Source organism: Achromobacter sp. 77, assembly GCF_020541125.1.
GTDB lineage: Bacteria > Pseudomonadota > Gammaproteobacteria > Burkholderiales > Burkholderiaceae_B > Achromobacter > Achromobacter mucicolens.
This window is the reverse complement of record NZ_CP059848.1, coordinates 2,042,418-2,068,037: the sequence shown is the minus strand read 5'-3', so window position 1 is coordinate 2,068,037 and position 25,620 is coordinate 2,042,418. Positions and strand designations below refer to the sequence as shown.

Annotated in this window: 28 protein-coding genes; 21 read left to right on the top strand and 7 right to left on the bottom strand. The window is 68.1% G+C overall.

Annotated elements, in window-relative coordinates:
• Positions 1-59 precede the first annotated feature (59 nt).
• From H4P35_RS09525 to H4P35_RS09515, 3 genes are all read right to left on the bottom strand, one after another.
• Complete coding sequence (locus H4P35_RS09525) at positions 60-497, bottom strand: Rrf2 family transcriptional regulator (protein ID WP_056316034.1); 438 nt, start codon at positions 495-497, stop codon at positions 60-62.
• 59 nt (positions 498-556) lie between these two features.
• The gene (gene hmpA / locus H4P35_RS09520; protein WP_062841836.1) at positions 557-1,774 is read right to left on the bottom strand and encodes an NO-inducible flavohemoprotein; all 1,218 of its coding nucleotides are present in this window, start codon (positions 1,772-1,774) and stop codon (positions 557-559) included.
• 90 nt (positions 1,775-1,864) lie between these two features.
• Entirely contained in the window at positions 1,865-2,530 is a 666-nt protein-coding gene (locus H4P35_RS09515) for a 4'-phosphopantetheinyl transferase superfamily protein (protein ID WP_226848741.1), read from the bottom strand.
• A gap of 110 nt (positions 2,531-2,640) precedes the next feature.
• Here H4P35_RS09515 and H4P35_RS09510 point away from each other — a divergent pair, with 110 nt between their 5' ends.
• The 19 genes from H4P35_RS09510 (at position 2,641) to H4P35_RS09420 (ending at position 18,539) form a co-directional block, all read left to right on the top strand.
• A complete protein-coding gene (locus tag H4P35_RS09510; RefSeq protein WP_180100229.1) occupies positions 2,641-3,363 on the top strand; it encodes a beta-ketoacyl synthase chain length factor in 723 nt (240 codons plus the stop codon).
• Positions 3,360-4,223: a 1-acyl-sn-glycerol-3-phosphate acyltransferase gene (locus H4P35_RS09505; RefSeq protein ID WP_152384001.1), complete on the top strand. Its 864-nt coding sequence runs from the start codon at positions 3,360-3,362 to the stop codon at positions 4,221-4,223. The genes H4P35_RS09510 and H4P35_RS09505 overlap by 4 nt, the downstream gene beginning before the upstream one ends.
• Positions 4,204-4,464 (top strand): phosphopantetheine-binding protein, encoded by a 261-nt coding sequence (locus H4P35_RS09500; RefSeq protein WP_056316022.1) that lies wholly within the window; start codon positions 4,204-4,206, stop codon positions 4,462-4,464. The genes H4P35_RS09505 and H4P35_RS09500 overlap by 20 nt, the downstream gene beginning before the upstream one ends.
• Positions 4,465-4,480: 16 nt before the next feature.
• Positions 4,481-4,735, top strand: coding sequence for an acyl carrier protein (locus tag H4P35_RS09495; protein WP_056316019.1), 255 nt, complete (start codon positions 4,481-4,483; stop codon positions 4,733-4,735).
• Positions 4,732-5,280 carry a hypothetical protein gene (locus tag H4P35_RS09490; RefSeq protein WP_142049508.1) on the top strand — a complete coding sequence of 183 codons (549 nt, stop codon included), beginning with the start codon at positions 4,732-4,734 and terminating at the stop codon, positions 5,278-5,280. The genes H4P35_RS09495 and H4P35_RS09490 overlap by 4 nt, the downstream gene beginning before the upstream one ends.
• A 4-nt stretch (positions 5,281-5,284) precedes the next feature.
• Positions 5,285-6,988, top strand: coding sequence for an AMP-binding protein (locus H4P35_RS09485; RefSeq protein ID WP_226848739.1), 1,704 nt, complete (start codon positions 5,285-5,287; stop codon positions 6,986-6,988).
• On the top strand, positions 6,975-7,727 hold the full coding sequence (locus H4P35_RS09480) for a glycosyltransferase family 2 protein (RefSeq protein ID WP_152383998.1): 753 nt from the start codon (positions 6,975-6,977) through the stop codon (positions 7,725-7,727). Before H4P35_RS09485 ends, H4P35_RS09480 begins: the two co-directional genes overlap by 14 nt.
• On the top strand, positions 7,724-8,647 hold the full coding sequence (locus tag H4P35_RS09475; RefSeq protein ID WP_152383997.1) for a glycosyl transferase: 924 nt from the start codon (positions 7,724-7,726) through the stop codon (positions 8,645-8,647). The genes H4P35_RS09480 and H4P35_RS09475 overlap by 4 nt, the downstream gene beginning before the upstream one ends.
• Positions 8,640-9,089, top strand: a complete 450-nt coding sequence (locus tag H4P35_RS09470; RefSeq protein ID WP_056316008.1) for a thioesterase family protein — start codon at positions 8,640-8,642, stop codon at positions 9,087-9,089. The genes H4P35_RS09475 and H4P35_RS09470 overlap by 8 nt, the downstream gene beginning before the upstream one ends.
• Complete coding sequence (locus H4P35_RS09465) at positions 9,080-9,718, top strand: outer membrane lipoprotein carrier protein LolA (RefSeq protein ID WP_226848737.1); 639 nt, start codon at positions 9,080-9,082, stop codon at positions 9,716-9,718. Before H4P35_RS09470 ends, H4P35_RS09465 begins: the two co-directional genes overlap by 10 nt.
• Complete coding sequence (locus H4P35_RS09460) at positions 9,702-12,029, top strand: MMPL family transporter (RefSeq protein ID WP_226848735.1); 2,328 nt, start codon at positions 9,702-9,704, stop codon at positions 12,027-12,029. The genes H4P35_RS09465 and H4P35_RS09460 overlap by 17 nt, the downstream gene beginning before the upstream one ends.
• Before the next feature lie 25 nt (positions 12,030-12,054).
• The gene (locus H4P35_RS09455; protein WP_226848733.1) at positions 12,055-13,317 is read left to right on the top strand and encodes an NAD(P)/FAD-dependent oxidoreductase; all 1,263 of its coding nucleotides are present in this window, start codon (positions 12,055-12,057) and stop codon (positions 13,315-13,317) included.
• 7 nt (positions 13,318-13,324) lie between these two features.
• On the top strand, positions 13,325-13,879 hold the full coding sequence (locus tag H4P35_RS09450) for a DUF3261 domain-containing protein (protein ID WP_226848730.1): 555 nt from the start codon (positions 13,325-13,327) through the stop codon (positions 13,877-13,879).
• Entirely contained in the window at positions 13,876-15,075 is a 1,200-nt protein-coding gene (locus H4P35_RS09445) for a beta-ketoacyl-[acyl-carrier-protein] synthase family protein (protein WP_226848728.1), read from the top strand. The genes H4P35_RS09450 and H4P35_RS09445 overlap by 4 nt, the downstream gene beginning before the upstream one ends.
• Positions 15,072-15,527, top strand: a complete 456-nt coding sequence (locus H4P35_RS09440; protein ID WP_056315998.1) for a hotdog family protein — start codon at positions 15,072-15,074, stop codon at positions 15,525-15,527. The genes H4P35_RS09445 and H4P35_RS09440 overlap by 4 nt, the downstream gene beginning before the upstream one ends.
• The gene (gene fabG, locus H4P35_RS09435; RefSeq protein ID WP_056315995.1) at positions 15,524-16,255 is read left to right on the top strand and encodes a 3-oxoacyl-ACP reductase FabG; all 732 of its coding nucleotides are present in this window, start codon (positions 15,524-15,526) and stop codon (positions 16,253-16,255) included. The genes H4P35_RS09440 and fabG overlap by 4 nt, the downstream gene beginning before the upstream one ends.
• The gene (locus H4P35_RS09430; protein ID WP_180100247.1) at positions 16,255-17,481 is read left to right on the top strand and encodes a beta-ketoacyl-ACP synthase; all 1,227 of its coding nucleotides are present in this window, start codon (positions 16,255-16,257) and stop codon (positions 17,479-17,481) included. Before fabG ends, H4P35_RS09430 begins: the two co-directional genes overlap by 1 nt.
• A 72-nt stretch (positions 17,482-17,553) precedes the next feature.
• The gene (locus H4P35_RS09425) at positions 17,554-17,994 is read left to right on the top strand and encodes an excinuclease (RefSeq protein WP_082586165.1); all 441 of its coding nucleotides are present in this window, start codon (positions 17,554-17,556) and stop codon (positions 17,992-17,994) included.
• Positions 17,995-18,074: 80 nt separating this feature from the next.
• Entirely contained in the window at positions 18,075-18,539 is a 465-nt protein-coding gene (locus H4P35_RS09420; protein ID WP_056315985.1) for a GatB/YqeY domain-containing protein, read from the top strand.
• Here H4P35_RS09420 and dinB read toward each other — a convergent pair.
• Positions 18,536-19,633 carry a DNA polymerase IV gene (gene dinB, locus H4P35_RS09415; RefSeq protein ID WP_152383987.1) on the bottom strand — a complete coding sequence of 366 codons (1,098 nt, stop codon included), beginning with the start codon at positions 19,631-19,633 and terminating at the stop codon, positions 18,536-18,538. The two genes, H4P35_RS09420 and dinB, sit on opposite strands and share 4 nt — an antisense overlap.
• A 75-nt stretch (positions 19,634-19,708) precedes the next feature.
• Here dinB and H4P35_RS09410 point away from each other — a divergent pair, with 75 nt between their 5' ends.
• Positions 19,709-20,131, top strand: a complete 423-nt coding sequence (locus tag H4P35_RS09410) for a PaaI family thioesterase (protein WP_152383986.1) — start codon at positions 19,709-19,711, stop codon at positions 20,129-20,131.
• Between the two features lie 19 nt (positions 20,132-20,150).
• Here H4P35_RS09410 and H4P35_RS09405 read toward each other — a convergent pair whose 3' ends face one another.
• Positions 20,151-20,606 carry a BPTD_2524 family lipoprotein gene (locus H4P35_RS09405; RefSeq protein WP_056315981.1) on the bottom strand — a complete coding sequence of 152 codons (456 nt, stop codon included), beginning with the start codon at positions 20,604-20,606 and terminating at the stop codon, positions 20,151-20,153.
• Positions 20,607-20,744: 138 nt separating this feature from the next.
• Between H4P35_RS09405 and H4P35_RS09400 the strand changes: the two genes are divergently transcribed.
• Positions 20,745-22,661: a S9 family peptidase gene (locus tag H4P35_RS09400; protein ID WP_226848727.1), complete on the top strand. Its 1,917-nt coding sequence runs from the start codon at positions 20,745-20,747 to the stop codon at positions 22,659-22,661.
• Here H4P35_RS09400 and H4P35_RS09395 read toward each other — a convergent pair.
• Together H4P35_RS09395 and H4P35_RS09390 are read right to left on the bottom strand one after the other, a co-directional pair.
• Positions 22,651-23,883, bottom strand: coding sequence for a GGDEF domain-containing protein (locus tag H4P35_RS09395; protein ID WP_226848726.1), 1,233 nt, complete (start codon positions 23,881-23,883; stop codon positions 22,651-22,653). The genes H4P35_RS09400 and H4P35_RS09395 overlap by 11 nt on opposite strands.
• A gap of 397 nt (positions 23,884-24,280) precedes the next feature.
• A complete protein-coding gene (locus tag H4P35_RS09390; protein WP_226848725.1) occupies positions 24,281-25,516 on the bottom strand; it encodes an MFS transporter in 1,236 nt (411 codons plus the stop codon).
• Positions 25,517-25,620 lie beyond the last annotated feature (104 nt).

Below are 25,620 nucleotides of genomic sequence, written 5' to 3'. Positions count from 1 at the left end.
CCCCGCGCCGGCAAATGCCAAACGCCGCAGGGGCCATAACCAAACATCATGTCTCCGATTCAGGCGACGCGGTGCAGCTTGATGATCGCGGCGGCGGTCGGTTCCCGGACCAGATCGGCCAGCGTGTAGCCATTGAGGGTGTCGTAGAAAGCCTGCAGCGTCTGCGCCAGCACGCCCGACAGCCGGCACACGCCGTCCAGCGCGCACGGGGGTTCGCGGCAATCGATGAGCGGACCCTGCTGCTCGAGCTCGCGTACCAGATCACCGACGCGGTATTCCGTGGCGGGACGGGCAAGGCTCAGCCCGCCCCCCTTGCCGCGCGTGGTGCTGACCCAGCCGCGCTGCGACATGAAATGCACGACCTTGACCAGGTGATTGCGCGACAGGCCAAAGCGGTCGGCGATCTCGGGGATCGTGACGGCTGCGGACCGGTCGCGGCATTGCGTCAGATACATCAGGACGCGCAGGCCGAAGTCGGTGAATCGGTTCAGTTGCATGGTGGTCAGGACATGTGGACCGGGCGGCCCGGAAACGTCGGGCCGCCAGGATACACCGGTCAGCCGGCGACGCCGCCGGTGCCGAAGGCTTCGGCGTGGATGCGGTCTTCGGTCACGCCCAGCCCCAGCAACGCCTCGCGCTGCGCACGCATGAAGGCCGCCGGGCCACACAAGTAGTAGTCCGCGCCCGGCACGATGGCCTCGTCGCGAATGGCGTGCAGATCGACGCGCCCCTGGTGATCGTAGTCGCGGCCGGCCTGGTCGCCATGGCCCACCTCTTCGTAGAACACCGCCTTGCGCACGTTGGCGCGCTTTGCCGCGATGTCGTTCACGTGGTCGCGCATGGCGTGCACCGAACGATTGCGGCAGCCGTGCACGAAGCGGATCTGGCGCGCGTCATTGGCATGCACCAGATGGTTCAGGATCGACACCATGGGCGTCAGACCCACGCCGCCGCTCAGCAGCACGACGGGCGCATCGCCGTCCTCGCGCAGGTGGAAATCGCCCTGCGGCGGCGCGACGTCCAGCACGCCGCCTTCTTCCAGGCGGTCATGCAGCGCGTTGGACACGCGGCCCGCCGGCGTCTGGTCGCCGGCCGGCTCGCGCTTGACGGAGATGCGCAGGCGATCCTGGCCGGGCGCGTCCGACAGGCTGTATTGGCGCGGCTGCATCAGGCCCAGTTCCGGCACGAACACGCGCACGGACACATACTGGCCGGGCCGGTAAGCCGGGACCGTGCCGCCGTCGGCCGGGGCGAGGTAGAACGAGGTGATTTCGGCGCTTTCGGGCTGCTTGCCCACGACGCGGAACGCGCGCCAGCCGGTCCAGCCGCCGGGCTTGTTGGCCGATTCCGCATACAGGCGGGCCTCTTCGGCGATCAGCAGGTCGGCCAATTGGCCGTACGCCGCGGCCCACGCGTCCACCAGTTCGTCGGTGGCGGCTTCGCCCAGCACCTCACGAATGGAAGCCAGCAGATGCTTGCCCACGATGGCGTAGTGCTCGGGCCGGATGCCCAGGCTGACGTGCTTGTGCACGATCCGCGTCACCACCGGCATCAGCACCGAGGGATCGTCGATGTGCTCGGCATAGGCGGTGACCGCGCCGGCCAGCGCGTGCTGCTGCGCGCCGCCCGCTTGGTGGGCCTGGTTGAACACGTGCTTGAGTTCCGGGTTGTGCTGGAACATGCGCGCGTAAAAGTGCTTGGTCAAGGCGACGCCATGGACCTTCAGGACGGGGGCCGTGGCTTTGACCAGCTCGCGGATTTGGGGGCTCAACATCGACTGCTCCTTGAATGGCGAACAGGATCGCCTTTAAACATATATTCATAATACATCTTTAAATGCGAGCAGCGAAACGTCAGGGCGGTTTCAAGTCGTATCGGGCAGCCAACAACCTTGTATCAGGACATCCGGCAGCCGACAGCCGGCCGCGCCGGTCCACACGGGTTGCGCGAAGTCCCCTGCCGATCCTTCTGGGGCCTGCCACACCACCGAGGCCATCCAGCCGGCGCCCACCCGATAGGAGCAGGCCCGCCAGCGTCCCGGGGGCGGGCGCAGCGTCAGACCGGACGGCCCCAGACACAAGCCCACCGATGCCATGTCAGCCGGAAAATCCAGGCCGGCGGCCTTGATGAAGGCCTCTTTCAATGTCCATAGCTGGTAGAAGCGGAGCAGGCGCGCCTCGTCGGGCAGCCCCGCCAACAGGTCGCGTTCGGCGGACGAACACACCCACTGGGCCAGCCCCTGCACGTCGCGCGAAGAGATTGCCTCGAGGTCGGCGCCGACTTTCCACCCAGCCGGGGCGGTGGCCACGATGGCGTGGCCGTTGCTGTGGCTGAGCGAGGCCGGGCGGAAATCGGGCTGGCGGCTGCGCACGTCATGCAACAGCGCGCGGCTGGCCTTCCAGTCGCGCAGCGCCTTGCCGCTGCGGATCGCAGCCGCTCGGGCAGCGTCTTCGGCGGACAGCTGCTCGGGGCTATATAGAGAGGCGGCGCTTTGATCCGCCCACCAGATTAAAAGTTCCTGAATATCCAACGGAGAACGTAACTATTTAGAAAATAATGCGAGAAATCTAAGCCAATTTGTGTGATGTGTAACCATTCAAAACAGTTTGAGCCGAGTTTGCCATAGTAGAATCGCGCGCTATGTTGACGTTCTCCATCGCGCATTGGCAAGGTTGGACACCAGGATTTCAAGACCCGAGCAGTTGGCAGCACTGGGCGGAACACCCGTATTGCCCCCTCGGAGATCAGGCCGCCGCCCGCCTCGACTTCTTGCCCCCCATGCAGCGCCGCCGCCTCAGCCCTCTGGCTCGCGGGGTGTTTGCGTGCGCGTGGCCGCTTGCCGACGGATACCCGGACATGCCGTTCGTCTTCGCCTCGCGGCACGGAGAAACCACGCGCAACTTCGGACTGCTTGAGTCGCTGGCGGCGGACGAGCCGCTGTCGCCCACGGCATTTGGCCTGTCGGTGCACAACGCGATAGCCGCGCAATGGTCGATCATACGCCGCGAAACGGCCGAGTCCGTGGCGCTGTCCGTCGAGGACGACGGCCTGGAGCACGCCTTCCTCGAAGCCGCCCTGTTGTTCGGCCAGGGGCATGACAACGTGCTGGTGGTGCTGGCCGAGGAAGTGCCGCCGCGCCCGTACGCGCCCTGGGTGGCCGATGCGCCGTTTTCCTACGCCGCCGCGTTCCGCCTGTGCCCGGGCACGGACTGGGCGCTCTCGATGGATCCGGCTGGCGACGGCGGTGCGGCGCCGCAAGTGTGGCCCAATCCGCTGAATCTGGTCCGCCACCTGACGCTGCAGACCCCAAGCTGGCGGCACGCCAACCGCAGCCGCCAATGGACCTGGACACGTAACGCATGACCTCCCCGGCTCAAGTTCGTCAAGATTTCTGGCTTTGGCGCCTGGTCGCCACCGGCATGGCCTTCACCATGTTCGGGGTGGGCGGCGTGCTGCTGCGCCTGATGGTGTTTCCGCCCCAGCGCCTGCTGCCGGGCGACCGCCAGGACCGCCAACGCCGGGCCCGCTGGGCATTGAATGGCACCTTCAGGCTGTTCATCCGGTTCATGGTGCGCGTGGGCATCCTGACCGTGGAATTCAAGGGCGCCGACCGCCTGGGCCGGCCGGGCCAGATGATTCTTGCCAACCACCCGTCGCTGCTGGATGTGGTGTTCCTGGTCGGGCACGTCAAGAACGCCAACTGCATCGTCAAGCATGGCCTTGCCACGAATCCCTTCACCCGCGGCCCCGTGGCCAATGCCGGATACATCACCAATGACGAAAGCTTCGACATGTTCGACCGCGCGGCTGATGTGCTGCGCAATGGCGAAACCCTGATCGTCTTCCCGGAAGGCACGCGCACGCCGCCGGACGCCATGCCGCAGTTTCATCGCGGCGCATGCGCCATTGCGCTGCGCGGCGCGCAGGTCGTGACGCCGGTCGTGATCCGGATGAATCCGCGCAGCCTCACCAAGGGCGAGCCCTGGTACCGGATTCCGCCCTCGCGCATGCGCTACGTCATCGAGGTCGGTGAAGACATCGACCCGGCGACCTGGAGCCAGGCGCATCCGCTGCCGATCGCCGGCCGCAAGATGAATGCCTACCTGCACGCCTATTTCGAAGCCAAGCTGGCGCCGCAGGCGCCACAGGGCGCCCCAATGAACGCGCCGCCGCCCACGGCGGCGCAAGTGGAGTCAAAGCTGGATGAATCAACTGGAACTTGAGCTCAAGACGCTCGTCATCGAGTCCCTCGGGCTCGAAGACATCACGCCCGACGACATCGACCGCGAAGCCGCCCTGTTCGGAGACGGACTGGGCCTGGATTCGGTCGACGCGCTGGAGCTGGGCCTGGCGCTGCAAAAGCGCTACGCCATCACCATCGATCCCGAAACGCGCAACATGCGCGAGCATTTCGCCAGCATTGCCAGCCTGGCGGCATTTGTCACTGCGCAACGCCGCGACTGACGCATACGGAGTCACCATGCACACCCGCGACGAAATCTTCAACACGCTGCGCGGCGCCCTCGTCGAACTGTTCGAAATCGAACCGGAACGGATCACGCCCGACGCGCATTTGTATACCGATCTGGAAATCGACAGCATCGACGCGATCGACCTCATCGACCACGTGCGCCGCCAGACCGGCCGCAAGCTGGACGCCAACGACTTCCGCACGGTCCGCACCGTCGAAGACGTCGTGCAGGCCATGTGGCAAAAGCAGGACCCGGCCGCATGAACCGTGGCGTTGCGGCCGCCTTGGCCGCCGCCGCAGTGGCTTACCCCTTCGTCGTGTATGCGATGCTGGGACGCGTGAACGCCGCCTGGCTGGCCTTGCCGCTGGCCCTGTTGTGGCTGGCCCGCGGCCTGACCGCGCGCGCCGCGCAGCCCGGCGACAAGCTGCTGCCCGCCGCCGCACTGGTCTTCTGCCTGATCCTGGCGGTAACCAATTCCGAGAGCTGGCTGCGCTGGTATCCCGTGCTGGTCAACGCCATGATGCTGGCCATTTTCGGCATGAGCCTGCGCGCCGGACAGCCCGTGGTGGAACGCCTGGCGCGCCTGCGCCACCCCGATCTGCCGCCCGAGGGCGTGCGCTACACCCGCAACGTGACCCGCGCCTGGTGCGTGTTTTTCGCCTTGAACGGCACGATCGCCGCCGCGCTGGCGGCCTGGGCGCCGTGGAGCTGGTGGGTGGCCTACAACGGCTGCGCCAGCTACGTGCTGATGGGCATGATGGCCGCCGGCGAATGGCTGGTGCGCCCCGCCGCCGCGAAGGCCGCCTGAAGCCATGGCCTGGACGCCCCTGCCCCGCCTGCTGATGCCCGCCCCTGGCGCCATGGACGCCGCCATCGCGGATGGCCCGGCGATCACCCGTGAGGTCTTTGCGCGGAACGCCCTGTCCGTGGCGGGCGCGTTGCGCGCGCGCCCGGTGCGCCGCGCCGCGCTGTGGTTCGACGACGCGGCGGAACTGGCCTGCGCGCTGTTCGCGTGCTGGCGCGCGGGCGTCGTGGCCGTCCTGCCCGGAGACAACCAGGGCCAGACCTGCAACGGCCTGGACGGTACGGTCGATGCGTGGCTGACCGACACCGATCTGCCCGTGCCTGCCGCGCGGCAATGGCGGCTGGCGGACCTCTTGGACCAGCCGCCGCTCGCGCCGGCCGAACTGGATGCATCGGTGACGCTGGTGCTGTGCACATCGGGCTCCAGCGGCGCGCCCAAGCACATCGTCAAGCAATGGCGCCAGCTTGCGGCGGAGATCGACGCCTTGCAGCGCCAATGGCCCGACACGCACACGCCCGTGCTGGGCAGCGTGTCCGCCCAGCATATGTATGGACTGCCCTTTCGCGTGCTGTGGCCGCTTTGCGCGGGCCGCCAGATCGACCGCCGCCAGCGGCTGTACCCCGAAGACCTGCAACAGGCCAGCCTGCGCTTTCCCACATTCGCCTGGATCGCCAGCCCCGCGCTGTTGCGCCGGTTGGGCCAGCGCCTGGACGCGGCGCAACTGCGCGGGCGGCTGACGCGCATCCATTCGTCGGGCGGCGCGCTGCCGCTTGACGTATCCGACGACATCGAACGTTCGCTCGGACTGCGCCCCACCGAGATCTACGGCAGTTCTGAAACGGGCGCGGTCGCCTGGCGCACCGGCGACACCGACTGGCAGCCGCTGCCGGGCGTCAGCGTCGACCTGAACGACGCAGGCGCGCTGCGCGTGTCGTCGCCCTGGGTGCAGTCCAGCGAGGCGCAGACCGCCGATGGCGCCGAGCTTACAGCGACGGGTTTCCGGCTGCTCGGCAGGCTGGACCGCATCATGAAGATCGAAGACAAGCGCGTGTCGCTCCCCATGATCGAACACGCGCTGATGGAACATGCCTTCGCGACCGACGTCCGGCTCGGCAAGGCCGCCGGCGCCACGCGCCTGGCCGCGCTCGTTGCGCTGTCGGCCCACGGCCTGCATGCACTGCGCAACCAGGGCCGCAAAGCCGTGGTGGACGCGCTTCGCGGCCATCTGGCCGCGCGCTTCGAATCGCTGGCGATTCCGCGCACCTGGCGGCTGCTGCCCCACCTGCCCGCCAACGCCCAAGGCAAATTGCCGCAAGCCGACTTCGAGGCCGCGGCCGGCCCGCGCCCCGTGGCGCCCGCCGCCATCCCGGCTGGCCTGCCCGGCCAACCGGACAACGAACGCCGCTATACGCTGGACATTCCCTACGACCTGGCTTACTTCAGCGGACACTTTCCCGCGGCGCCGGTCGTGCCGGGCGTGGCGCAGATCAGCTGGGCCATGTCGCTTGCCCAGCGCGACCTGCACCCCGGCCTGAACTTCGCGGGCATGGAAGCGCTGAAGTTCCAGCGTCTGCTGCGTCCGGGCGACGCCGCCGTCCTGACGCTGAAATGGGATACCGCCAAACAGAAGCTCTACTTCACGTTCACGGTGAATGACGCGCCGTGCTCGTCCGGGCGCATTCTCCACGGAGCAAGCCATGACGCCGCATAAGCTCTGCGCGGTCGTGCCCGTGTACAACCACGGCGGCACCGTCGCCGCGGTCGTCGCACAGCTTGCCGCGCAAGGCCTGCCTTGCGTTTTGGTGGACGACGGCTCGGCCCCCGCATGCGCCGCCGTGCTGGACGCCTTGGCCGAACGGCCCGACACCCACCTGGTACGCCGCCCCGTCAACGGCGGCAAGGGCGCCGCAGTGCAGGATGGCTTGCGGGCCGCGCTGGCATTGGGATACACGCATGCCCTGCAGGTGGACGCCGACGGCCAGCATGCGCTGCAAGACATCCCGCTATTCGCGCAAGCCTCGCGCGAGCAGCCGGACGCCGTGATCTGCGGCGCGCCCGTGTACGGCGACGACGTGCCGCGCAGCCGTCTCTACGGCCGCTGGCTGACCCGCGTGTGGGTCTGGATCAACACCCTGTCGCTCGACATCCCCGACGCCATGTGCGGGTTTCGCGTCTACCCGCTGGCAGCCGTGCTGCCGGTGATCGACGGCGCCCACGTCGGCCAGCGCATGGACTTCGACATTGCCGTGCTGGTGCGGCTGCACTGGCGCGGCGTGCGCATGGCCTGGCTGCCGACGCGCGTGGTCTACCCCGAGGGCGGCATTTCGCATTTCAAGGGCCTGCAAGACAACGTGCTGATCAGCCGCATGCACGCGCGCCTGTTCTTCGGCATGCTGGCCCGGTCGCCGGCGCTGTTGTGGCGCCGCGTGTCCCGGAGCGCCCAGCCATGAGCGTGGCCGATCCGCATTGGGCCGGGCAGCGCGAACGCGGCAGCCCCGTGCTGATGCGCCTGACGGCCTGGGCCGCGCGCAGGCTGGGACGGCGCGCGGTCGCCCCCGTGGTCTGGGTGGTGGTGCTGTACTTCTACGCGTTTGGCGCCCGCGCTCGGCGCGCGATCGCGGTGTACCAGTCTCGCGTGGCGGCCTCCGGCGAACTGGCCGCGCCGCTGCCGCGCGCCCTGCCCGTGTACCGCCAGTACCTCGCCTTCGCCACCGCCATGCTGGACAAGCTGGACGTATGGCAGGGCAAGATCACGATGGCGCGTCTGGATATCGCGGACCCGGACGGCCTGCATGGCCAGATGGGCCACGGCCGCGGCCAGATCCTGGTGGGCTCGCACCTGGGCAACCTCGAAATCTGCCGCGCGCTTGCGGAGCAGACCGGCGCGCTGCGGCTCAATGTGCTGGTGCACAGCAAGCACGCCGTGAACTTCAACCGCCTGCTCGACGAGGCCGGCGGCGGGCTGCGCATGATCCAGGTCAGCGAGCTGGATGCCGCCGTCATGCTGGATCTGGCCGAGCGCCTGGAGCGCGGGGAATGGCTTGCCATCGCCGGCGACAGGGTGCCGCTGCGCGGCGACCGCACGGTGCCCGTGCAATTCCTGGGCGCCACCGCCCTGTTCCCCCAGGGCCCATGGCTTCTGGCGGGCCTCTTGGGCTGCCCCGTGAACCTGCTGCGCTGCACCCGCCACGGCGGCCGTTATCGCGTCTCGATGGAGCGCCTGACCGAGCGCGTCGAATGGACGCGCGCGACCCGGCAGGCGCAGATCGCCGTCTGGACCCAGCGCTATGCCGACCGTCTGGCCGCGCATTGCCGCGACGCGCCGCTGCAGTGGTTCAACTTCTACCCCTTCTGGAAAGACGATGCGTAAACGTGGCGCGATCGGCGCGCAAGTCGAAATCCGTGTGCCCTTCTTCGATGTCGATTCAATCAACGTCGTGTGGCACGGCCATTACGTCAAATATCTGGAACAGGCGCGCTGCGAGCTTCTGGACCGGATCGGCCACAACTACGACGCGATGCGGGCGAGCGGCTACGCCTGGCCGGTGATCGACCTGCATCTGCGCTACGCCCAGCCCGCGCAGTTCGGCCAACGCCTGGTCGTGCGCGCCGAACTGGTCGAATGGGAGCACCGCCTCAAGATCAACTACCTCATCCAGGACGCTGCCACGGGCCAGCGGCTCACCCGGGCCACCTCCGAGCAGGTCGCCGTGTGCCTGGCCAGCCGCGAAATGCAGCTGACCTCGCCCAACGTCTTCGTTGATGCGGTCCAACGCGCCCTTCAATCCCAGGAGACCGCGACATGCGCCTGACCCTGCCCCAGCACCTGACCCTGTCGCGGCGCTGGAACCGATTTCTCTTTCTGCTGGCGATGGCGCTGCTGCCCTTGAGCGCCCAGGCGTTCGACCTGAACGCCCTGCAACAGCAACTGCGCGCCACGCCGATCGTGCGCGGCCAGTTCGTCCAGCAGAAATTCCTGCGGTCGCTGCCCCAACCCCTGACCAGCCGCGGCGACTTCACGCTGGCCGCGGGCAAGGGCCTGCTGTGGCGCTTGCGTACGCCCATCGCCCAGGACCTGCGCATCAACGCCGACGGCATCGCGCGCCGCGACGAATCGGGCGCCTGGCAGGCGCTGCCCCAGCACACCGGCGCGGGACGCGAGAACCAGCTGTTCCTGTCGGTCCTGGCTGGCGACACGCGCGGGCTCGAAGAGAACTTCGACCTGGCGCTGACGGGCGAGGCGACCGCCTGGAAACTGACGCTGACGCCGCGGTCGGCGCTGCTCAAGCAGATCTTCAGCACGATCCAGATCGACGGCGGCGCGCTGGTCGATCGCATCGAATTGCGCGAGACGCAAGGCGACCGCAGCGTCCTGCAGATGACGGGCGCGGTTGCGGCCGATGCGCTCACGCCCGAGGAACAGCGTGCATTCTCGGACTGAACGCTGGCTGCCCCGCCTCTTCAAGCTGGGGCTGCTGCTGGTGCTGCTTGCCGGCGCCTGGCAATGCCGCAATGGCTGGCCGGTGTCGGCCAACCTGATGGAGCTGGTGCCGCAAAGCGCCAGTGACGCCACGCGCCAGCTGGCCGAGGCCCGCATCCAGGAACCGCTGTCGCGCCAGCTCATCGCGCTGGTGTCTGCCCCGGATGGCGCCGACCCCGCGCAGCCGGCGCGCCTGCTTGCCAAACGCTGGTCGGATAGCGGCCTCTTTTCGGTCGTGCAGGTGGAAGTCAATGTGGACCTGGCCGCCCTGCGCGAACAACTGCTGGCCGGCCGCCTGGCGATGCTGCCGCTGGCGGACCGCCAACTGCTTGAGACGGATCCCGCCGCATTCGCACAGCGCCGCGCGCGCGAGCTGTCCGATCCTTTCTCCTCGTCGGGCCTCGTGCCCGCCGATCAAGACTGGCTGGGGCTCACGCGCCGAGCCGAGCAATCGCTCAGGCCCGGCGGACCCGTGCATTACGACATGGGCTCGGGCACGCTGCAGGCGCAGCAAAACGGCAAACGCTGGGTGCTCGTGCGCGCCGAGACGCGCGGCGACGCGTTCGACGCCGATGCGCCGCAACGCATCGCCACGCAGATCGCCAAGGACCGCGAGGCCCTGCAGGCCGGCGGCGCCCAGATGCTGGTGGCGGGCGGCGCGCTGTACGCGGCCGCCGGCAAAGCGCAGGCGGTCGCCGAAAGCAGCTGGATTGGGTCCGGGGCCACGATCGGCATCGTGCTCGTCCTGCTGCTGGCGCTGCGCCGCTGGCGCGTGCTGCTGGCCTTCGTGCCGGTGGCCGTGGGCCTCGTGACCGGCGCGGTCGCGTGCGTCGCGGTGTTCGGCTCGATCCACGTCCTGACGCTGGTCATCGGCGCCAGCCTGATCGGGGTGGCGGTCGACTTTCCCATGCACTGGCTGGGCAAGCGCTTCGGGATGCCGGACTGGCAAGCATGGCCCGCGCTGCGCCGCGTGCTGCCCGGCCTGACGATCAGCCTGGCCGCCAGTCTGGTGGGCTACGTCGCGCTGGCGTTCACGCCGTTTCCGGCGCTGACCCAGACCGCCGTGTTCTCGGCGGCCGGCCTGCTTGGCGCGTATGCCTGCACCGTGTGCCAGCTTCCGGCGTGGATGCGGGGCTGGCAGCCGCGCCCCTGGCTGCCGCTGCTTCACTTTGCCCAGGCCGCGCTCGCCACGCGCGAACGGCTGGGCGCCCGGCGCGGCCTTCTGTGGGCCGGGGCGGCCGTCCTGGTGGCGATGACGGCGGGCGGCATCGCGCGGTTGGGCATCCAGGACGATCTGCGTCAATGGCTGAGCCTGCCGGCGCCGCTGATGCAGCAGGCCCGGCAGATCGGCGAGATCACCGGTTTTGTGCCCACAAGCCAGTTCTTTCTGGTGCGCGCACCGGATCCCGACGAACTGCTGCGCCGCCAGGCGCGGGTCGCGCAAGCGCTCGACACGCTGGTCCAGCGGGGCGGCCTGGCCACCTACAACGCGCTCAGCCAGCTTGTGTCGCCCGCCGCCGACCAGCAGGCCCTGGGCCGCCGCCTGGCCGAGCTGGCCGGACTACCGCAAGTGTGGAAGCCCATGACGGACCTGGGCATTCCGCTCGAGTCCGTGACGCAGGAGCTGCAGTCGCTGGCGGCGCTGCCAGTCGTCACCATCGATGGCGCGCTGCAAGGCCCGCAGGCCGAACGCTGGCGCGCACTGTGGCTAGGCCAGCACGACGGCGAATACGCGGGCATGATCTCGCTGCTGGGCCTGACCGATCCGGCCGCGCTGCCAACCATCGCGCAGGCCGCGCCGGGCGTCACGCTGGTCGACCGCAGCGGCGAGTTGAACCGCATGTTCGCCGCCACGCGGGTCGAAGCCGCCGAACTCAAGCTGCTGTCCTACGTGGCCGCGGCCGTGCTGCTGCTTCTGACGCTGGGACGCGCCGCCACCTGGCGCATCCTTGCCGTGCCGCTGGCGGCCACCGCCTGCAGCCTGGCCGCGCTGGGCTACCTGGGCCAGCCCTTGACGCTCTTCAGCCTCTTCGGCCTGCTGCTGGTGTCGGCCATCGGCGTGGACTACGCCATCTTCATGTACGAGCGCGTCGCTGGCGCCGCCGCCAGCCTCGTCGGCATTCTGCTGGGCGCCGTCACGACGCTGCTGTCTTTCGGACTGCTTGCCCTCAGCCACACGCCCGCCATCGCCAACTTCGGGCTGGCGGTGGCCCTGGGGGTCGCCTTTTCGCTCCTGTGGGCGCCCTGGGTCCGGCCGCCCCAGCGGGCCTGACATCTGCCTCTTTCACCAAGGAATCATGGAAACCTCCAGCATGGAACATCGGGAAGTTGTGGTTATCGGGGCGGGCCCCGCCGGCGCGGTTGCCGCGGCGCTGCTCAAGCGGCAGGGACATGACGTGCTCATGCTGGAGCGCCAGCAGTTCCCCCGGTTCTCCATCGGCGAAAGCCTGCTCGCGCATTGCCTCGAATTCGTGGAAGAGGCCGGCATGCTGCCCGCCGTCCAGGCCGCGGGCTTCCAGGTCAAGAACGGCGCCGCGTTCGCCTGCGGCGACGCCTACACGTACTTCGACTTCCGCGACAAGTTCACCGCTGGGCCGGGCACGACCTTCCAGGTGCAGCGCGCGCATTTCGACAAGGTGCTGGCGGACGACGCCGCGCGCCAGGGCGTCGAGGTGCGTTACCAGCAGGAAGTCACCGCCGCGGACTTCGGCAGCGCCGGGCCCTTGCTGGACGTGCGCCGCGCCGACGGCAGCGCCTATCAGGTCAAGAGCCAGTTCGTGCTGGACGCCAGCGGTTACGGCCGCGTGCTGGCCCGTCTGCTGGACCTGGAACGCCCGTCCGGCCTGCCGCCCCGCAAGGCCATCTTCACGCACATCGAAGACCGCATCGACGATCCCGGCTTTGACCGCGAGAAGATCCTGATCACGGTTCACCCCGAACAGCGCGGCATCTGGTATTGGCTGATTCCCTTCTCCAACGGCCGCTGCTCGTTCGGCGTGGTGGGCGGCGATGACCTTTTCGGCGGCCCCGGCGAGGACCTGATGACCACATTGCGCGCCATGGCCGATGCCGCGCCCAACCTGAAGCGCGTCTTGAAGAACGCCGTCTGGGACACGCCGGCCAACACCATCGGCGGATACTCCGCCAGCGTCACCCGCCTGCACGGCCCCGGCTACGCCCTCTTGGGCAACGCCGCGGAATTCCTGGATCCGGTGTTCTCGTCTGGCGTCACCATCGCGCTGCGCTCGTCCAAGCTGGCCTCGGACGCCTTGCACCGGCAACTGGGCGGCGCGCAGGTGGACTGGCAAGCCGAGTTCGCCGACCCGTTGATGATCGGCGTGGAAACCTTCCGCGCGTATGTGCAGGGCTGGTACACCGGCGAATTCCAGGACGTCGTCTTCTACCAGCAGGCGCAACCGGAAATCCGCCGCATGATCAGCTCCATCCTGGCCGGCTACGCCTGGGACACGGCCAACCCCTTCGTCGCCAACCCGCATCGCCGCCTGCGCACGCTGAGCGAGCTGTGCCGCAGCGGCGACCGGCTCGCCCAGCCCGCCTGAACCCGCCATGACCGCCCATCCCGCCCCCTTCCTGTCCGCCTGCCGCGCCCTGGCGATGACGCTGGCCTTGCTGGCGCTGGCCGGCTGCGCGGGCGCGCCGCCCCTGCCCGCGCGCGACACCGGTTTTTCGCTGCCGCGCCAGTTGCACGTGGTGCAGGCCGCGCCGGGCCAGCCCGCCCAGGACCTGCTCCTGGTGGTCCAGCGCGAAGATGCCGCCCTGCGGTGGTCGCTGTTCGACCCCATGGGCGTGCCGCAGGCGCGCCAGATGCTGGAACGCGGGCAATGGCGCAACGATGGTTTCATGCGGCCCAACGCGCAGGCGCGCGATCTGTTCGCGGCGCTGATGTTTGCCTGGACCCCGCAGGCCGAGCTTGACGCAGCCTACGGCGCGGCGTCGTGGCGCACGGCCTCGCAAGGCGGCGCCACGCAGCGTCTGCTGCTTGATGGCGGCAAGGTGCGCTGGACGGTCACCTATCCCGCGGACTTGCAGAGCCAGGCGTTGTCGATCGGCAGCGCCAGCGGCGTGACGTGGCGCATCACCCCCCTGAAGGAGCAGCCATGACGACCTGGCTTGGCACTCCCGGCATTGTCTGCGCGCTTGGCGCTGGCGTGGACGCCGTCGGCCGCGCCGCGTTCGCGGGCGACACGAGCGGCATGCGCGCCCAGGACGGCTGGGTGAACGGCCGCACACTGACGCTGGGCGCCGTCACCGCCGCGCTGCCGCCGGCGCCCCCGCAGATGCCCGTGCATCACCACAGCCGCAATAACCAGTTGCTGCTTGCGGCGGCCCTCCAGATCGAGGACCGGCTGCGCGGCGCCATCGCCCGGTACGGCGCCGCGCGGGTCGCGGTGGTGCTGGGCACCAGCACGTCCGGCGTGAACGACAATGCGCCCGCGTTCCGCCATCTGCGCGCGCACGGCGCATGGCCGGACGACTACGACTACCGCAGGCAGGCCCTGTCCTCGCCCGCCGCCTTCCTTGCGGACTGGCTGGGCGTGACGGGGCCGGCCTACACCCTGTCCACCGCATGCACCTCCAGCGCCCGCGCCCTGCTGTCGGCGCGCAGGCTGCTGCAGCTGGGCCTGTGCGACGCAGTGATCTGCGGCGGCGCCGACACGCTCTGCCGCCTGACCATCAATGGCTTCGCGACGCTCGAAGCGGTGGACGAAGCGCTGTGCGCGCCCTTCTCGGCCCATCGCCGCGGCATCAACATCGGCGAAGCCGGCGTGCTGTTTCTGATGGAACGCGATCCAGCCGATGCCAACGCCGTGGCGCTCTTGGGCGGCGGCGCCAGCTCCGACGCCTGGCACATGTCCGCGCCCGACCCGACCGGCGAAGGCGCGCGCCGGGCCATGCAGGCCGCGCTGCAATCGGCCCATGTGGACGCCGCCAGCATCGGCTGGCTCAACCTGCACGGCACCGGCACGCCGCACAACGACGCCATGGAAAGCCACGCCACTCACGCGGTGTTTCCGAACGGCGTGCCCTGCGCGTCGACCAAGGCGCTGACCGGCCACACGCTGGGCGCGGCCGGCGCCCTGGAAGCCGCGCTGGCCTGGATCACCCTGTCCGCGGCCAACACGCATGGCGCGCTGATGCCCCATGTGTGGGATGGCCAACCGGATCCGGCGCTGCCCGCGCTGGACTTCAGCACGTCCGCGCACCGCTACCCGGCGGGCCGGCGGCGGCTCGCCATGAGCAACTCGTTCGCCTTCGGCGGCAACAATGCCAGCCTGGTGCTGGGAGGCCAGCCATGACGACGTGGCCCATTGCCAGCCTGCTGCCGCACGCGGGCGACATGATCCTGCTCGACGCGGTCACCCACCATGACGCGGACAGCCTTACCGCCCAGGCCGTCGTGCGGCCGGGCCCCTACTCGCTGCCCGACGGCTCCCTGCCGCCCTGGCTTGGCATGGAACTGATGGCGCAGGCCGTCGGCGCCTGGGCAGGTTGCCAAGCCCGCCAGGCTAACGAAGCCGTCAAGCTCGGCTTCCTGCTTGGCACGCGGCGCTACGAATGCCACGACGCATCGTTGCCCGCCGGCGCCGCCCTCACCATCCACGTCGAACGCGGCCTGATCGACGCCAGCGGCATGAGCGTCTTCGAATGCGAACTGCGCGAGGGCACGCGCGTGCTGGCCCAAGCCCGGCTCAACGTCTATCAGCCCAGCGACCCCAACACCCTTATGCAGGAACAAGCCCCCCAATGAGCGCCGACCCCATTCTCGTCACCGGCTCGAGCCGCGGCATCGGCCGCGCCATCGCGCTGGCCCTGGCCGACGCGGGCCACGATCTGGTGCTGCATTGCCGCCAACAGCGCGCGCAGGCCGAGGCCGTCCAGGCCGAGGTGCAGGCCCGTGGCCGCCAGGCCCGCATCCTTCAGTTCGACGTGGCCGACCGCGCGCAGTGCGCCGCGGTGCTGCAGGCAGACGTCGACGCGCACGGCGCGTATTACGGCGTGGTGCTCAATGCCGGCCTGACGCGCGATGGCGCGTTCCCCGCCTTGACGGGCGACGATTGGGACCAGGTGCTGCGGACCAACCTGGACGGTTTCTACAACGTGATGAGCCCGCTGGCGATGCCCATGATCCGCCGCCGCGCGGCGGGCCGCGTGGTGTGCATGACCTCGGTCTCCGGATTGGTCGGCAACCGCGGACAGGTCAACTACAGCGCCTCGAAGGCCGGCCTCATCGGCGCCGCCAAGGCGCTGGCCGTGGAACTGGCCAAACGCCACATCACCGTCAACTGTGTGGCGCCCGGTCTGATCGATACGGACATGATCGACGAGCAGGTGCCCGTCGAAGAAATCCTGAAGGCCATCCCGGCGCAGCGCATGGGCCGGCCCGAAGAGGTGGCCGCGACCGTGGCATTCCTGATGTCCCCCGGCGCCGCGTACATCACGCGCCAGGTCATCGCTGTAAACGGAGGACTTTGCTGATGAAACGCGTCGTTGTCACCGGCATGGCCGGCATCAGCGCCCTGGGATCGGAATGGCAGGCTATCCAGCAGGCTTTCCAGGAGGGCCGCAGCGCCATTCGCGTCATGCCCGACTGGTCGCGCTACACGGAACTGAACACCCGTCTGGGCGGCCCGGTCGAAAACTTCCAGCCGCCCTCGCACTGGACGCGCAAGCAGCTGCGCAGCATGGGCCGGGTGTCGCAGCTGGCGGTGCGCGCCGCCGAAAACGCCCTGGCCGACGCCGGCCTGCTGGGCGAGCGCAGCATCACCGACGGGCGCATGGGCGTGGCCTGCGGATCGTCGGTCGGCAGCACCGCGGAAATCCGCGCCTTCGGCAACATGCTGCTCAACGGCGTGACGGATGACCTGAACGCCAATTCCTACGTGCGCATGATGCCGCACACCACCGCGGCCAACATCGGCATCTTCTTCGAACTGAAGGGCCGGATCATCCCGACCTCCAGCGCCTGCACGTCCGGCAGCCAGGGCATCGGCTACGCCTACGAGGCCATCCGCTACGGCCGTCAGGACCTGATGCTGGCGGGCGGCGCCGAAGAACTGTGCCCCAGCGAAGCGCTGGTGTTCGACGCGCTGTACGCAACCAGCCAGAAGAACGACACGCCGGAACTGACGCCCCGCCCCTACGACCGCGACCGCGACGGACTGGTCATCGGCGAAGGCAGCGGCATGCTGGTCCTCGAATCGCTGGAACACGCCCAGGCCCGCGGCGCGCGCATCCACGCGGAGATCGTGGGCTTTGGCAGCAATTCGGACGGCACGCACATCACCCGGCCCGAGGCGGCCACCATGCGCATTGCGATGGAGATGGCGCTGGCCGACGCCGGCCTGCCGCCCGAGGCAATCGGCTACGTGAACGGCCACGGCACCGCGACCGAACAGGGCGACGTGGCCGAAACGCAGGCGACTTCCGGCCTCTTTGGCAGCCGCATGCCGATCAGTTCGCAGAAAAGCTACCTGGGCCACACGCTGGGCGCCTGCGGCGCGCTGGAATCGTGGTTCAGCATCGAGATGCAGAGGAACGACTGGTACGCGCCCACGCTGAATCTGCAGAATGTCGATCCGCTATGCGGTGAGCTCGACTATCTGGACGGAGACGGCCGGCGCATGAGCAACGAATACGTGATGAACAACAACTTCGCATTCGGCGGCATCAACACGTCCCTGATCTTCAAGCGCTGGCCCTGACGCGGGCCAGCGCCGCTGGTAACGCTTCCCCGCTTTCCCGCTTTTCCAACGTCTCATCAAGGAATGCAAGTCATGACCCTCCATTGCAAGCTCGCTGGCGCGCTGGCCGTGTCGTTTGCCCTGACCGCCCCGGTCCTGGCCGCGGATCGCACCGTCCACCTGCCCCTCGCGGCCGCCGTCAAGGCCGCGCAGGACGCCGGCAAGATCGACGGCAGCGTCAAGTTCTACCTGGCGGGCACGGGGCCCAAGGGCAAGGTGCTGGAGGCTGGCGTGGTCACCAACCGCAAGACGAACGCCTTTGCCAAGAAGGACGAAGAGGCTTGCGTGTGGGTGGCCCAGTCCGCCGTGATCGCGCTGCATGAGGCCGCGAAGAAGGCCGGCGCCAATGCCGTCACCAATATCGTCAGCTACTACCGCAAGAACGAATACCGCAGCACCACCGATTACGAGTGCCACGCCGGCGCCATGGTGGCAGGCGTCGCGCTGCGCGGCGACCTCGCCACGGTGAAGTAAGCCCAACGGGCCGGGGCCGCCCGGTGCACCCCGGCCCGGTTTACACTTCCCGATTACCGCAACACCACAAAGGTTTACCGATGAGCACTGCTACGCTCAAGACCCGCCTGTCTGACGCCGTCAAGGACGCGATGCGCGCCAAGGCCACCGAGCGCCTGACCACGCTGCGATTCCTGCTGGCTGCCGTCAAGCAGAAGGAAGTGGACGAACGCCGCGATCTGTCCGACGCCGAAATCACCGCCATCATCGAAAAGCAGGTCAAGCAGCGCCGCGAATCGATCGCCGCGTTCGAGCAGGCTGGCCGCACGGAAACCGCCGAGCAGGAAAAGGGCGAACTCGCCGTGCTGCAGGAATTCCTGCCCCAGGCCGCGACGCCCGAGGAAGTGGCTGCCGCCATCGACGCCGCGCTGGCGGAAGTGGCCGCGCAAGGCGTGACCGGCGCGCCCGCGATGGGCAAGGTGATGGCGATCCTCAAACAAAACCTGGCCGGCCGCGCCGACATGACGGCGCTGTCGCAGCAGGTCAAGGCCCGCCTCGCGAGCTAAAACGCCCCCCCAAACAGATCCGGCTGGCGCGACTGCTCCGCCGGGTCTGCGAAGTTGCTCATCCCCACTCCCGCCAGCCGGTACAGCGTGTCCGGCGGCAGTTCGACCCGTTCGCATAGCAGCCGCGCCAGCGCGGCCAGTTCCAGGGCGGATGCGGGCGGCTGCGCGCAGGTCTGGCTGCGCGTCAGGATGCGGAAGCGGTCGGTCTTCAGCTTGAGCACCACCGTGCGTCCCAAGGCGCCCTTCTTCAGCGCCTGATCCCACACTTTTTCCGCCATGCGGTCCAGCGCGTCTCCCACGGCGTCCAGCCGGACATCGTTGGAAAACGTGGTTTCCGCGGACACCTGTTGCAGCGGCTGGTCCGTCTGCACCTCGCGTTCGTCGATGCCGCGCGCCAGTTCATACAGGCGCCGGCCGTAGCGGCCGAAATAGTGCTCAAGTTCCTGCGCGCTGTGCGTCGCCAGGTCGCCCACCGTCTGGATTCCAAGCTGCTCCAGCCGCGCCTGCGTGACCTTGCCCACGCCCGGCACCTTGCGCACCGGCAAGGCCTCCAGAAACGCCAGCACCTTGTTGGGCCGCACCACGAACAGTCCATCGGGCTTGTTCCAGTCAGACGCGATCTTGGCCAGGAACTTGTTTGGCGCCACGCCCGCCGACGCGGTCAGGCCGGTTTCCTCGCGGATCTGCTGGCGGATCACCTGCGCCACCTCGGTGGCCGACGGCAGCCCGCATTTGTTGACCGTGACGTCCAGGTAGGCCTCGTCCAGCGACAAGGGTTCGATCAAATCGGTATGGCGCGCGAAGATCTGCCGCACCTGGCGCGAGACGTCGCGGTAGCGGTTGAAATCGGGCGGCACGTAGATCGCGTGCGGGCAAAGGCGTTCGGCCTTGATGGCCGACATCGCGGAATGGATGCCGTAGCGCCGCGCCTCGTACGAGGCCGCGCACACGACCGAGCGCGGGCCCGTCCAGGCCACGACCACCGGCTTGCCACGCAGGTCGGGGTTGTCGCGCTGCTCCACGGATGCATAGAAAGCATCCATGTCCACATGCACGATCTTGCGCGCGGACTGCGCGGGCGCCTGCCCCGTCATGGCCTCAATCCCGTGGCAAAAACATATATTATGACCGGCGACAATTCGCTATCCCTTCTTGCCCCCGACGGATCCATGACTGCACCCGCCCGCGCCAACACCGACTACTTCGGCCTGACCATTCCTTTCATGAGTTTCATCGGCCTGGTGCCGGAAAGCATCGCGCCCGCTTACGCCCGCACGACGCTGCCGTGGCGCGAAGACTTGACCAACAGCCGCGGCGATGTGCACGGCGGCACGCTGATGAGCGTGCTGGACTTCACCCTGAGCGCCGCCGCCCGCGGCTCGGCTGACGCCACCGAAGGCATGGCCACCATCGACATGAACACCACGTTCCTGTCGCCCGCCACCGGCGATCTGGTCATCGAGGCGCGGTGCCTGCGCCGCGGCGCCTCCATCGCCTTCTGCGAGGGCGACATCCGCCGCGCTGACGGCGAACTGGTGGCGCGCGCCACCGCCACCTTCAAGATCATCCGCCGCCGTCCGGGCGGCGACTGACCTTACCAGGCTCCCTGTCCTACCTGGGCAGGTCGCGCGACGGCTTGACGGGCGGACGCGGATCCAGCGGCATGTACGTGCTGCACGACACCAGCCCGTAGTACACCGCGTCCTGCATGGCGCGCATCGCGGCGGCATCCCACGTGCCCTTGCCCCACATCACGACGCGCACGTCCGTGGACTTCGGGCCCAGCGACTTCAGGTCCACGCGCGACATTTCGCGATCAGAGTACGGCGCCAGCACGCGCACCACCCCGGTTTGCGCGCTTTCGTTCAGGTCGGACACGACACGGTAGGCGTTGTCGGTGCTGCGCAGGCAGGCGTTGGACTGGCGGATGACCGCATCGTAGGCGTCCTTGAACGCCACCGGCGCCTTGAATTCGCTGTGCGGCGACGCGCTGTCCGGCGAAATGCCGAGCGAGCAGCCGGCCAGCCCCAGGGCCAGCGCCGAGGCCGCGACCAGATTCCTGTACATGTAAATCTCCAGAAGAATTGCCGCGATTATCCCGCAAACCGCCTGGCGGCATAAGTGGGGCCGGTTCGACACCCCTCGCGCGGCTATGGCATTATCGACCGGCCATTGCAACGCGGATCGACATCACGGAGGTTTCCCTTGTTCTCATTCCTGCGCACCGTCCTGGCGGCCGGCATTGTCGGCGCCTCATTGGGTGCCTGCGCCACGCAGCCGCCTCCTCGCGCCTATCCCCTGAAAGATTTCTTCCGCCACCCGGATCGCGGCTTTTTCCGGCTCTCGGACGACGGCCAGACGCTCTCGTTCATGCAGCCGACCAGCGTGGACGGCAATCCGGCCCGCATGAACATTTATGTGCAGCCCCTGCAAGGCAGCGAGCTCATCGGCGAACCGCGCCAACTGACCCGCGAGACCGCGCGCGACATCAGCGCCTACTTCTGGAAAGGCGCGGACGTGGTGCTGTACCAGAAGGATTTTGGCGGTGACGAGAACTTCCACGTCCTGGCCGTCAATGCCAAGACCGGGACGATCACCGACCTGACGCCCTACGAGGGCGTGCGCGCGGGCATCGAGGACGACCTGGAAGACGATCCCGACCACGTGCTGATCAGTCACAACCAGCGCGACCCCGAAGTCTTCGACGTCTACCGCGTCAACGTCCACACCGGCGCGGCCGTGCTGGTGGCGCAGAACCCGGGCAACATCGTCGGCTGGCAGACCGACCACGCCGGCAAGGTGCGCGCCGCCGTCGCCAGCGACGGGCTGAACACCACCCTGCTCTACCGCGACGACGAAGCCTCAGACTTCCGCCCCCTCATCACCACCGACTACCGCACCAGCGTCAGCCCCGCGTTCTTCACGTTCGACGACAAGAAGTTCTACGCGCTCAGCAACCGCGGCCGCGACAAGCTTTCGCTCGTCGTCATTGACCCGGCCACGCCGGACGTTGAAGACGTCATCTTCACGCCCGACGCGGTCGACCTGGACGGCGCGGCATTCTCGCGCAAGCGCCGCGTGCTGACCGTCGCGTCCTACCAGACCGACAAGCCGCAATACAAATTCTTCGACGCCGAAACCGAAGCGCTGTACAAGACCCTCGCCGAGCGCCTGCCCGGCTACGACGTCGTCCTGCAGGGCGGCAACCGCGACGAAGACAAGTTCATCGTCGCCGCCTACAACGACCGCACGCCCGGCTCGCGCTACATCTATGACGCGGTAGCCGGCACGCTGACCAAGCTGGCGGACCTGAATCCGGCGATCCCCGAGGCCGATATGTCGCGGGTGCAGCCCATCAGCTACCAAAGCCGCGACGGCCGCACCATCCACGGCTACCTGACGCTGCCCGCGGGCCGCACGCCCAAGAACCTGGCTTGCGTGGTCAACCCGCACGGCGGGCCCTGGGCCCGCGACGGCTGGGGCTACAACCCCGAAGTGCAATTCCTGGCCAACCGCGGATTCTGCGTCCTGCAGATGAACTTCCGCGGCTCCACCGGCTACGGCCGCGACTTCTGGGAAGCGGGCTTCGGACAATGGGGCCTGGCGATGCAGGACGACATCACCGATGGCGTCGAATGGCTGGTCAAGCAAGGCATCGCCGATCCCAAGCGCATCGGCATCTATGGCGCCAGCTACGGCGGCTACGCCACGCTGGCCGGCGTGGCCTTCACGCCGGACCTGTACGCCGCGGCGGTCGACTACGTGGGCGTGTCCAACCTCTTTACGTTCATGAAGTCGATTCCGCCCTACTGGAAGCCGATGCTGGACAAGATGCAGGACATGGTGGGCGACCCGGTGCGGGACCGCGACCGCCTGACCGCCACGTCGCCGGCGCTGCATGCGGACAAGATCCGCACGCCGCTATTCGTGGCGCAAGGCGCCAAGGATCCGCGCGTGAACAAGGACGAGAGCGATCAGATGGTGTCGGCGCTCAAGGCTCGCGGCGTCGATGTGGAATACATGGTCAAGGACAACGAAGGCCACGGCTTTCACAACGACGAGAACAAGTTCGAGTTCTACGAGGCCATGGAGAAGTTCCTGACGGAACACCTCAAGCCGTAGTGCCCGCGGCTTCGGCCTCCAGGGCATTCGTGGCGGCGGCCGGCTGGCCGCCGCCTGCCCGAACCATCCCCCGGCCGCTCCAGGCCATTTCCACCCGGTCGCGCCCCTGTTCCTTGGCCCGGTACAACGCCACGTCGGCCCGCGCCAGGATCACGTCGGCGCTATCGCCGGGCTGGTAGGACGCCAGCCCCCCGCTCGTGGTCATCTGCACTTCCAACCCCTGCAGGTAAAGCGGCATGTCGCGCAAGGCGTCGCAGACGCGCTGCGCTTGCACCAGCGCGCTCGCCGGATCACAGTCGTACATCAGCAGCACGAATTCCTCGCCGCCCATGCGTCCGAAGCGGTCGCTCGACCGGACCGCGTTCTGCACCACGCGCGCGAAGTGCCGCAGCGCGGTGTCGCCGCCCGCGTGCCCATAGCGGTCGTTGATGGATTTGAAATAGTCGATGTCCAGCACCAGCACCGCGAGCTTCCCGCCGCTGCGCTCGCACCGTTGCAGCTCGCGTTCCAGCTCGTCCAGGATGCTGCGCCGCGAGTAGGCCTGCGTCAGGCTGTCGAACGTCAGCGCGGCCTGCATCTTTTCCGCCTGGCTGGACTGGATCATGAAAAGCAGCGCCAGAAACAGCCCCGGCACCGTGACCGAGCCGCACACGATGAAGAACAGGCCCCACGCCGACGGCTGCAACAGCGACACCGGCGCTTCCACGCCCGCGCCGTAGACATACACGCGCAGCGCGTGCAATCCCACCAGCCCGAAGAAGGCCAGCAGCAGATAGAGCACGACGCCTTTGGTCTGGATGCGCCGCCGCTGCCGGAAGATGACGCAGCCCGTTGCCGCCATCAGCACGCAGGTATAGCCGGAATACAGCATCATTCGCGACAGCAGACTGTCGTTGCGATATAGCAGCAGTGCAAAGCCAAACGTGCACAGCGAGCACAACACGGTCGTGCGCAGGATGTGCGGATGCAAGCCGAAGAACTGGCGCACGCCGATGTACACCAGCGCGGCGGACACGGCCCAGGCCGCGTTGGACACCATCACATAGGCCGCGGGCGGCATCATTTCGGCGCACGCGTAGGCCAGCATCGACAGCACGGCCAGCGCATTGGCCGCCATGAACGCGGGCACGCCTTCGACGCCGCGGCCATGAAATGGCAGCAGCAGCGGCAACGCCAGCGCCGTGGCGAGTCCCCACATCAGGAAAAACAAGCTAGTCGTCATGGTTGTTCCGGCTCAGGCCTTCTGGGCCTGCCCCGCCGTTGGGAATTGCAGTTGCACTGGGTTCGCAATCGATAACGCGTTACACGTCAGCATTTTTGATGCTTTTTGTTACCAGAACGACAAAATGACCCGCTGCGCGTTTGCCCATCGGGCAACGCGCGCCTGTTCGTTCAGAACCTTTACCGCCCGCGCCAAGACGATCGCACGGCCTGCGACGAAAGAATACGCCAAGGCGCCCGCGCCGTGACGTTCCCTTTGCAGTAATTGACAGTTAACTTACGCAAATATCCGCAAAAGTTCCGTGCGTCGACGGCCCAGCCGTAAGCGCCGCCGCCACGCCCCGCGGGCGTGGCGCGTGCGTTTGGCGCCGGCATCCTTGCGATCCTCGCGCGCGCCCCTACACGCGCCGCATCTTCGGCAACAGGATGGCCACGACGCCCAGCAGCGGCAGATAGGCGCATAGCTGATAGACATGGCCAATGCTGGTGGCGTCGGCCAGCCTGCCCAGCACCGCCGCGCCCAGGCCGCCCATGCCGAACGCAAAGCCGAAGAACAGCCCCGCGATCATCCCCACCTTGCCCGGCACCAGTTCCTGGGCATAGACCACGATCGCCGAGAACGCCGAGGCCAGCACCACGCCGATGATGACCACCAGCACGCCCGTCCAGAACAGGTTCGCGTGCGGCAGCATCAGCGTGAAAGGCGCCACGCCCAGGATCGACACCCAGATCACGATCTTGCGGCCGATGCGGTCGCCGACCGGTCCGCCCACGACGGTGCCCACCGCCACGGCAGCCAGGAACAGAAAGAGATACAGCTGCGCCTCGCGCACCGACAGCGCGAATTTGTCGATCAGGTAGAAGGTGAAGTAGCTGTTCAGGCTGGCCAAATAGAAGTACTTCGAGAACACCAGCACGCCCAGCACCGCCAACGCGCCCATCACCTGATGGCGCGTGCGCCCATTGTCCGCGCCCTCGCGCCGCGCGCGCGGCTTGAGCAGCACGCGGTTGGCGCTGTACCAGCGGCCGATCCACATCAGCACCCCGATGCCGAACAGCGCCGCCACCGAGAACCACGCCACGCTGCCCTGTCCGTGCGGAATGATGACCAGCGCGGCCAGAAGCGGTCCCAGCGCCGATCCCACATTGCCGCCCACCTGGAACAGCGACTGCGCCAGCCCGTGCCGCCCCCCCGACGCCATGCGCGCCACCCGCGACGACTCGGGGTGAAACACCGACGAGCCCGTGCCCACCAGCACCGCCGCCACCAGCAGCCAGCCGAAGGACGGCGCCATCGACAACAGCAAGAGGCCCACCAGCGTGAACCCCATGCCCACCGGCAGCGAGTACGGTTTGGGATGCCGGTCGGTGTACAAGCCGATGAAGGGCTGCAGCAACGACGCGGCAAGCTGGTAGACCAGCGTGATCAGGCCGATCTGCGTGAACGTCAGGCTGAACGAATCCTTGAGCATCGGATAGATGGCGAGCAGGATCGACTGGATCATGTCGTTCATCAGATGCGCCACGCTGATGGCGCCCAACACCTTGAAGGCGGTGGAGGGATCGGACGAGGCGGCCGGTGCCGCGGGCGGAGTGGCAGCCAGGCCGGCGGCGGGATTCTGGGCGGAGTTCATGGGACGCGCAAGAAAGATTGAAGGACAGCCGGCCAGACGCCGGAACCAGGCCTCAAGTGTAGAAATCCGGCGTCCGCGCGATCTGCCAATTTTCGTCGCCAAAG

What these genes read in the sequence shown, in the direction of transcription:
- H4P35_RS09525 (WP_056316034.1), bottom strand. Translation starts at nt 497, where the DNA reads ATGCAACTGAACCGATTCACCGACTTCGGCCTGCGCGTCCTGATGTAT.
- hmpA (WP_062841836.1), bottom strand. Translation starts at nt 1,774, where the DNA reads ATGTTGAGCCCCCAAATCCGCGAGCTGGTCAAAGCCACGGCCCCCGTC.
- H4P35_RS09510 (WP_180100229.1), top strand. Translation starts at nt 2,641, where the DNA reads ATGTTGACGTTCTCCATCGCGCATTGGCAAGGTTGGACACCAGGATTT.
- H4P35_RS09505 (WP_152384001.1), top strand. Translation starts at nt 3,360, where the DNA reads ATGACCTCCCCGGCTCAAGTTCGTCAAGATTTCTGGCTTTGGCGCCTG.
- H4P35_RS09500 (WP_056316022.1), top strand. Translation starts at nt 4,204, where the DNA reads ATGAATCAACTGGAACTTGAGCTCAAGACGCTCGTCATCGAGTCCCTC.
- H4P35_RS09495 (WP_056316019.1), top strand. Translation starts at nt 4,481, where the DNA reads ATGCACACCCGCGACGAAATCTTCAACACGCTGCGCGGCGCCCTCGTC.
- H4P35_RS09490 (WP_142049508.1), top strand. Translation starts at nt 4,732, where the DNA reads ATGAACCGTGGCGTTGCGGCCGCCTTGGCCGCCGCCGCAGTGGCTTAC.
- H4P35_RS09485 (WP_226848739.1), top strand. Translation starts at nt 5,285, where the DNA reads ATGGCCTGGACGCCCCTGCCCCGCCTGCTGATGCCCGCCCCTGGCGCC.
- H4P35_RS09480 (WP_152383998.1), top strand. Translation starts at nt 6,975, where the DNA reads ATGACGCCGCATAAGCTCTGCGCGGTCGTGCCCGTGTACAACCACGGC.
- H4P35_RS09475 (WP_152383997.1), top strand. Translation starts at nt 7,724, where the DNA reads ATGAGCGTGGCCGATCCGCATTGGGCCGGGCAGCGCGAACGCGGCAGC.
- H4P35_RS09470 (WP_056316008.1), top strand. Translation starts at nt 8,640, where the DNA reads ATGCGTAAACGTGGCGCGATCGGCGCGCAAGTCGAAATCCGTGTGCCC.
- H4P35_RS09465 (WP_226848737.1), top strand. Translation starts at nt 9,080, where the DNA reads ATGCGCCTGACCCTGCCCCAGCACCTGACCCTGTCGCGGCGCTGGAAC.
- H4P35_RS09455 (WP_226848733.1), top strand. Translation starts at nt 12,055, where the DNA reads ATGGAAACCTCCAGCATGGAACATCGGGAAGTTGTGGTTATCGGGGCG.
- H4P35_RS09450 (WP_226848730.1), top strand. Translation starts at nt 13,325, where the DNA reads ATGACCGCCCATCCCGCCCCCTTCCTGTCCGCCTGCCGCGCCCTGGCG.
- H4P35_RS09445 (WP_226848728.1), top strand. Translation starts at nt 13,876, where the DNA reads ATGACGACCTGGCTTGGCACTCCCGGCATTGTCTGCGCGCTTGGCGCT.
- H4P35_RS09440 (WP_056315998.1), top strand. Translation starts at nt 15,072, where the DNA reads ATGACGACGTGGCCCATTGCCAGCCTGCTGCCGCACGCGGGCGACATG.
- fabG (WP_056315995.1), top strand. Translation starts at nt 15,524, where the DNA reads ATGAGCGCCGACCCCATTCTCGTCACCGGCTCGAGCCGCGGCATCGGC.
- H4P35_RS09430 (WP_180100247.1), top strand. Translation starts at nt 16,255, where the DNA reads ATGAAACGCGTCGTTGTCACCGGCATGGCCGGCATCAGCGCCCTGGGA.
- H4P35_RS09425 (WP_082586165.1), top strand. Translation starts at nt 17,554, where the DNA reads ATGACCCTCCATTGCAAGCTCGCTGGCGCGCTGGCCGTGTCGTTTGCC.
- H4P35_RS09420 (WP_056315985.1), top strand. Translation starts at nt 18,075, where the DNA reads ATGAGCACTGCTACGCTCAAGACCCGCCTGTCTGACGCCGTCAAGGAC.
- dinB (WP_152383987.1), bottom strand. Translation starts at nt 19,633, where the DNA reads ATGACGGGGCAGGCGCCCGCGCAGTCCGCGCGCAAGATCGTGCATGTG.
- H4P35_RS09410 (WP_152383986.1), top strand. Translation starts at nt 19,709, where the DNA reads ATGACTGCACCCGCCCGCGCCAACACCGACTACTTCGGCCTGACCATT.
- H4P35_RS09405 (WP_056315981.1), bottom strand. Translation starts at nt 20,606, where the DNA reads ATGTACAGGAATCTGGTCGCGGCCTCGGCGCTGGCCCTGGGGCTGGCC.
- H4P35_RS09395 (WP_226848726.1), bottom strand. Translation starts at nt 23,883, where the DNA reads ATGACGACTAGCTTGTTTTTCCTGATGTGGGGACTCGCCACGGCGCTG.
- H4P35_RS09390 (WP_226848725.1), bottom strand. Translation starts at nt 25,516, where the DNA reads ATGAACTCCGCCCAGAATCCCGCCGCCGGCCTGGCTGCCACTCCGCCC.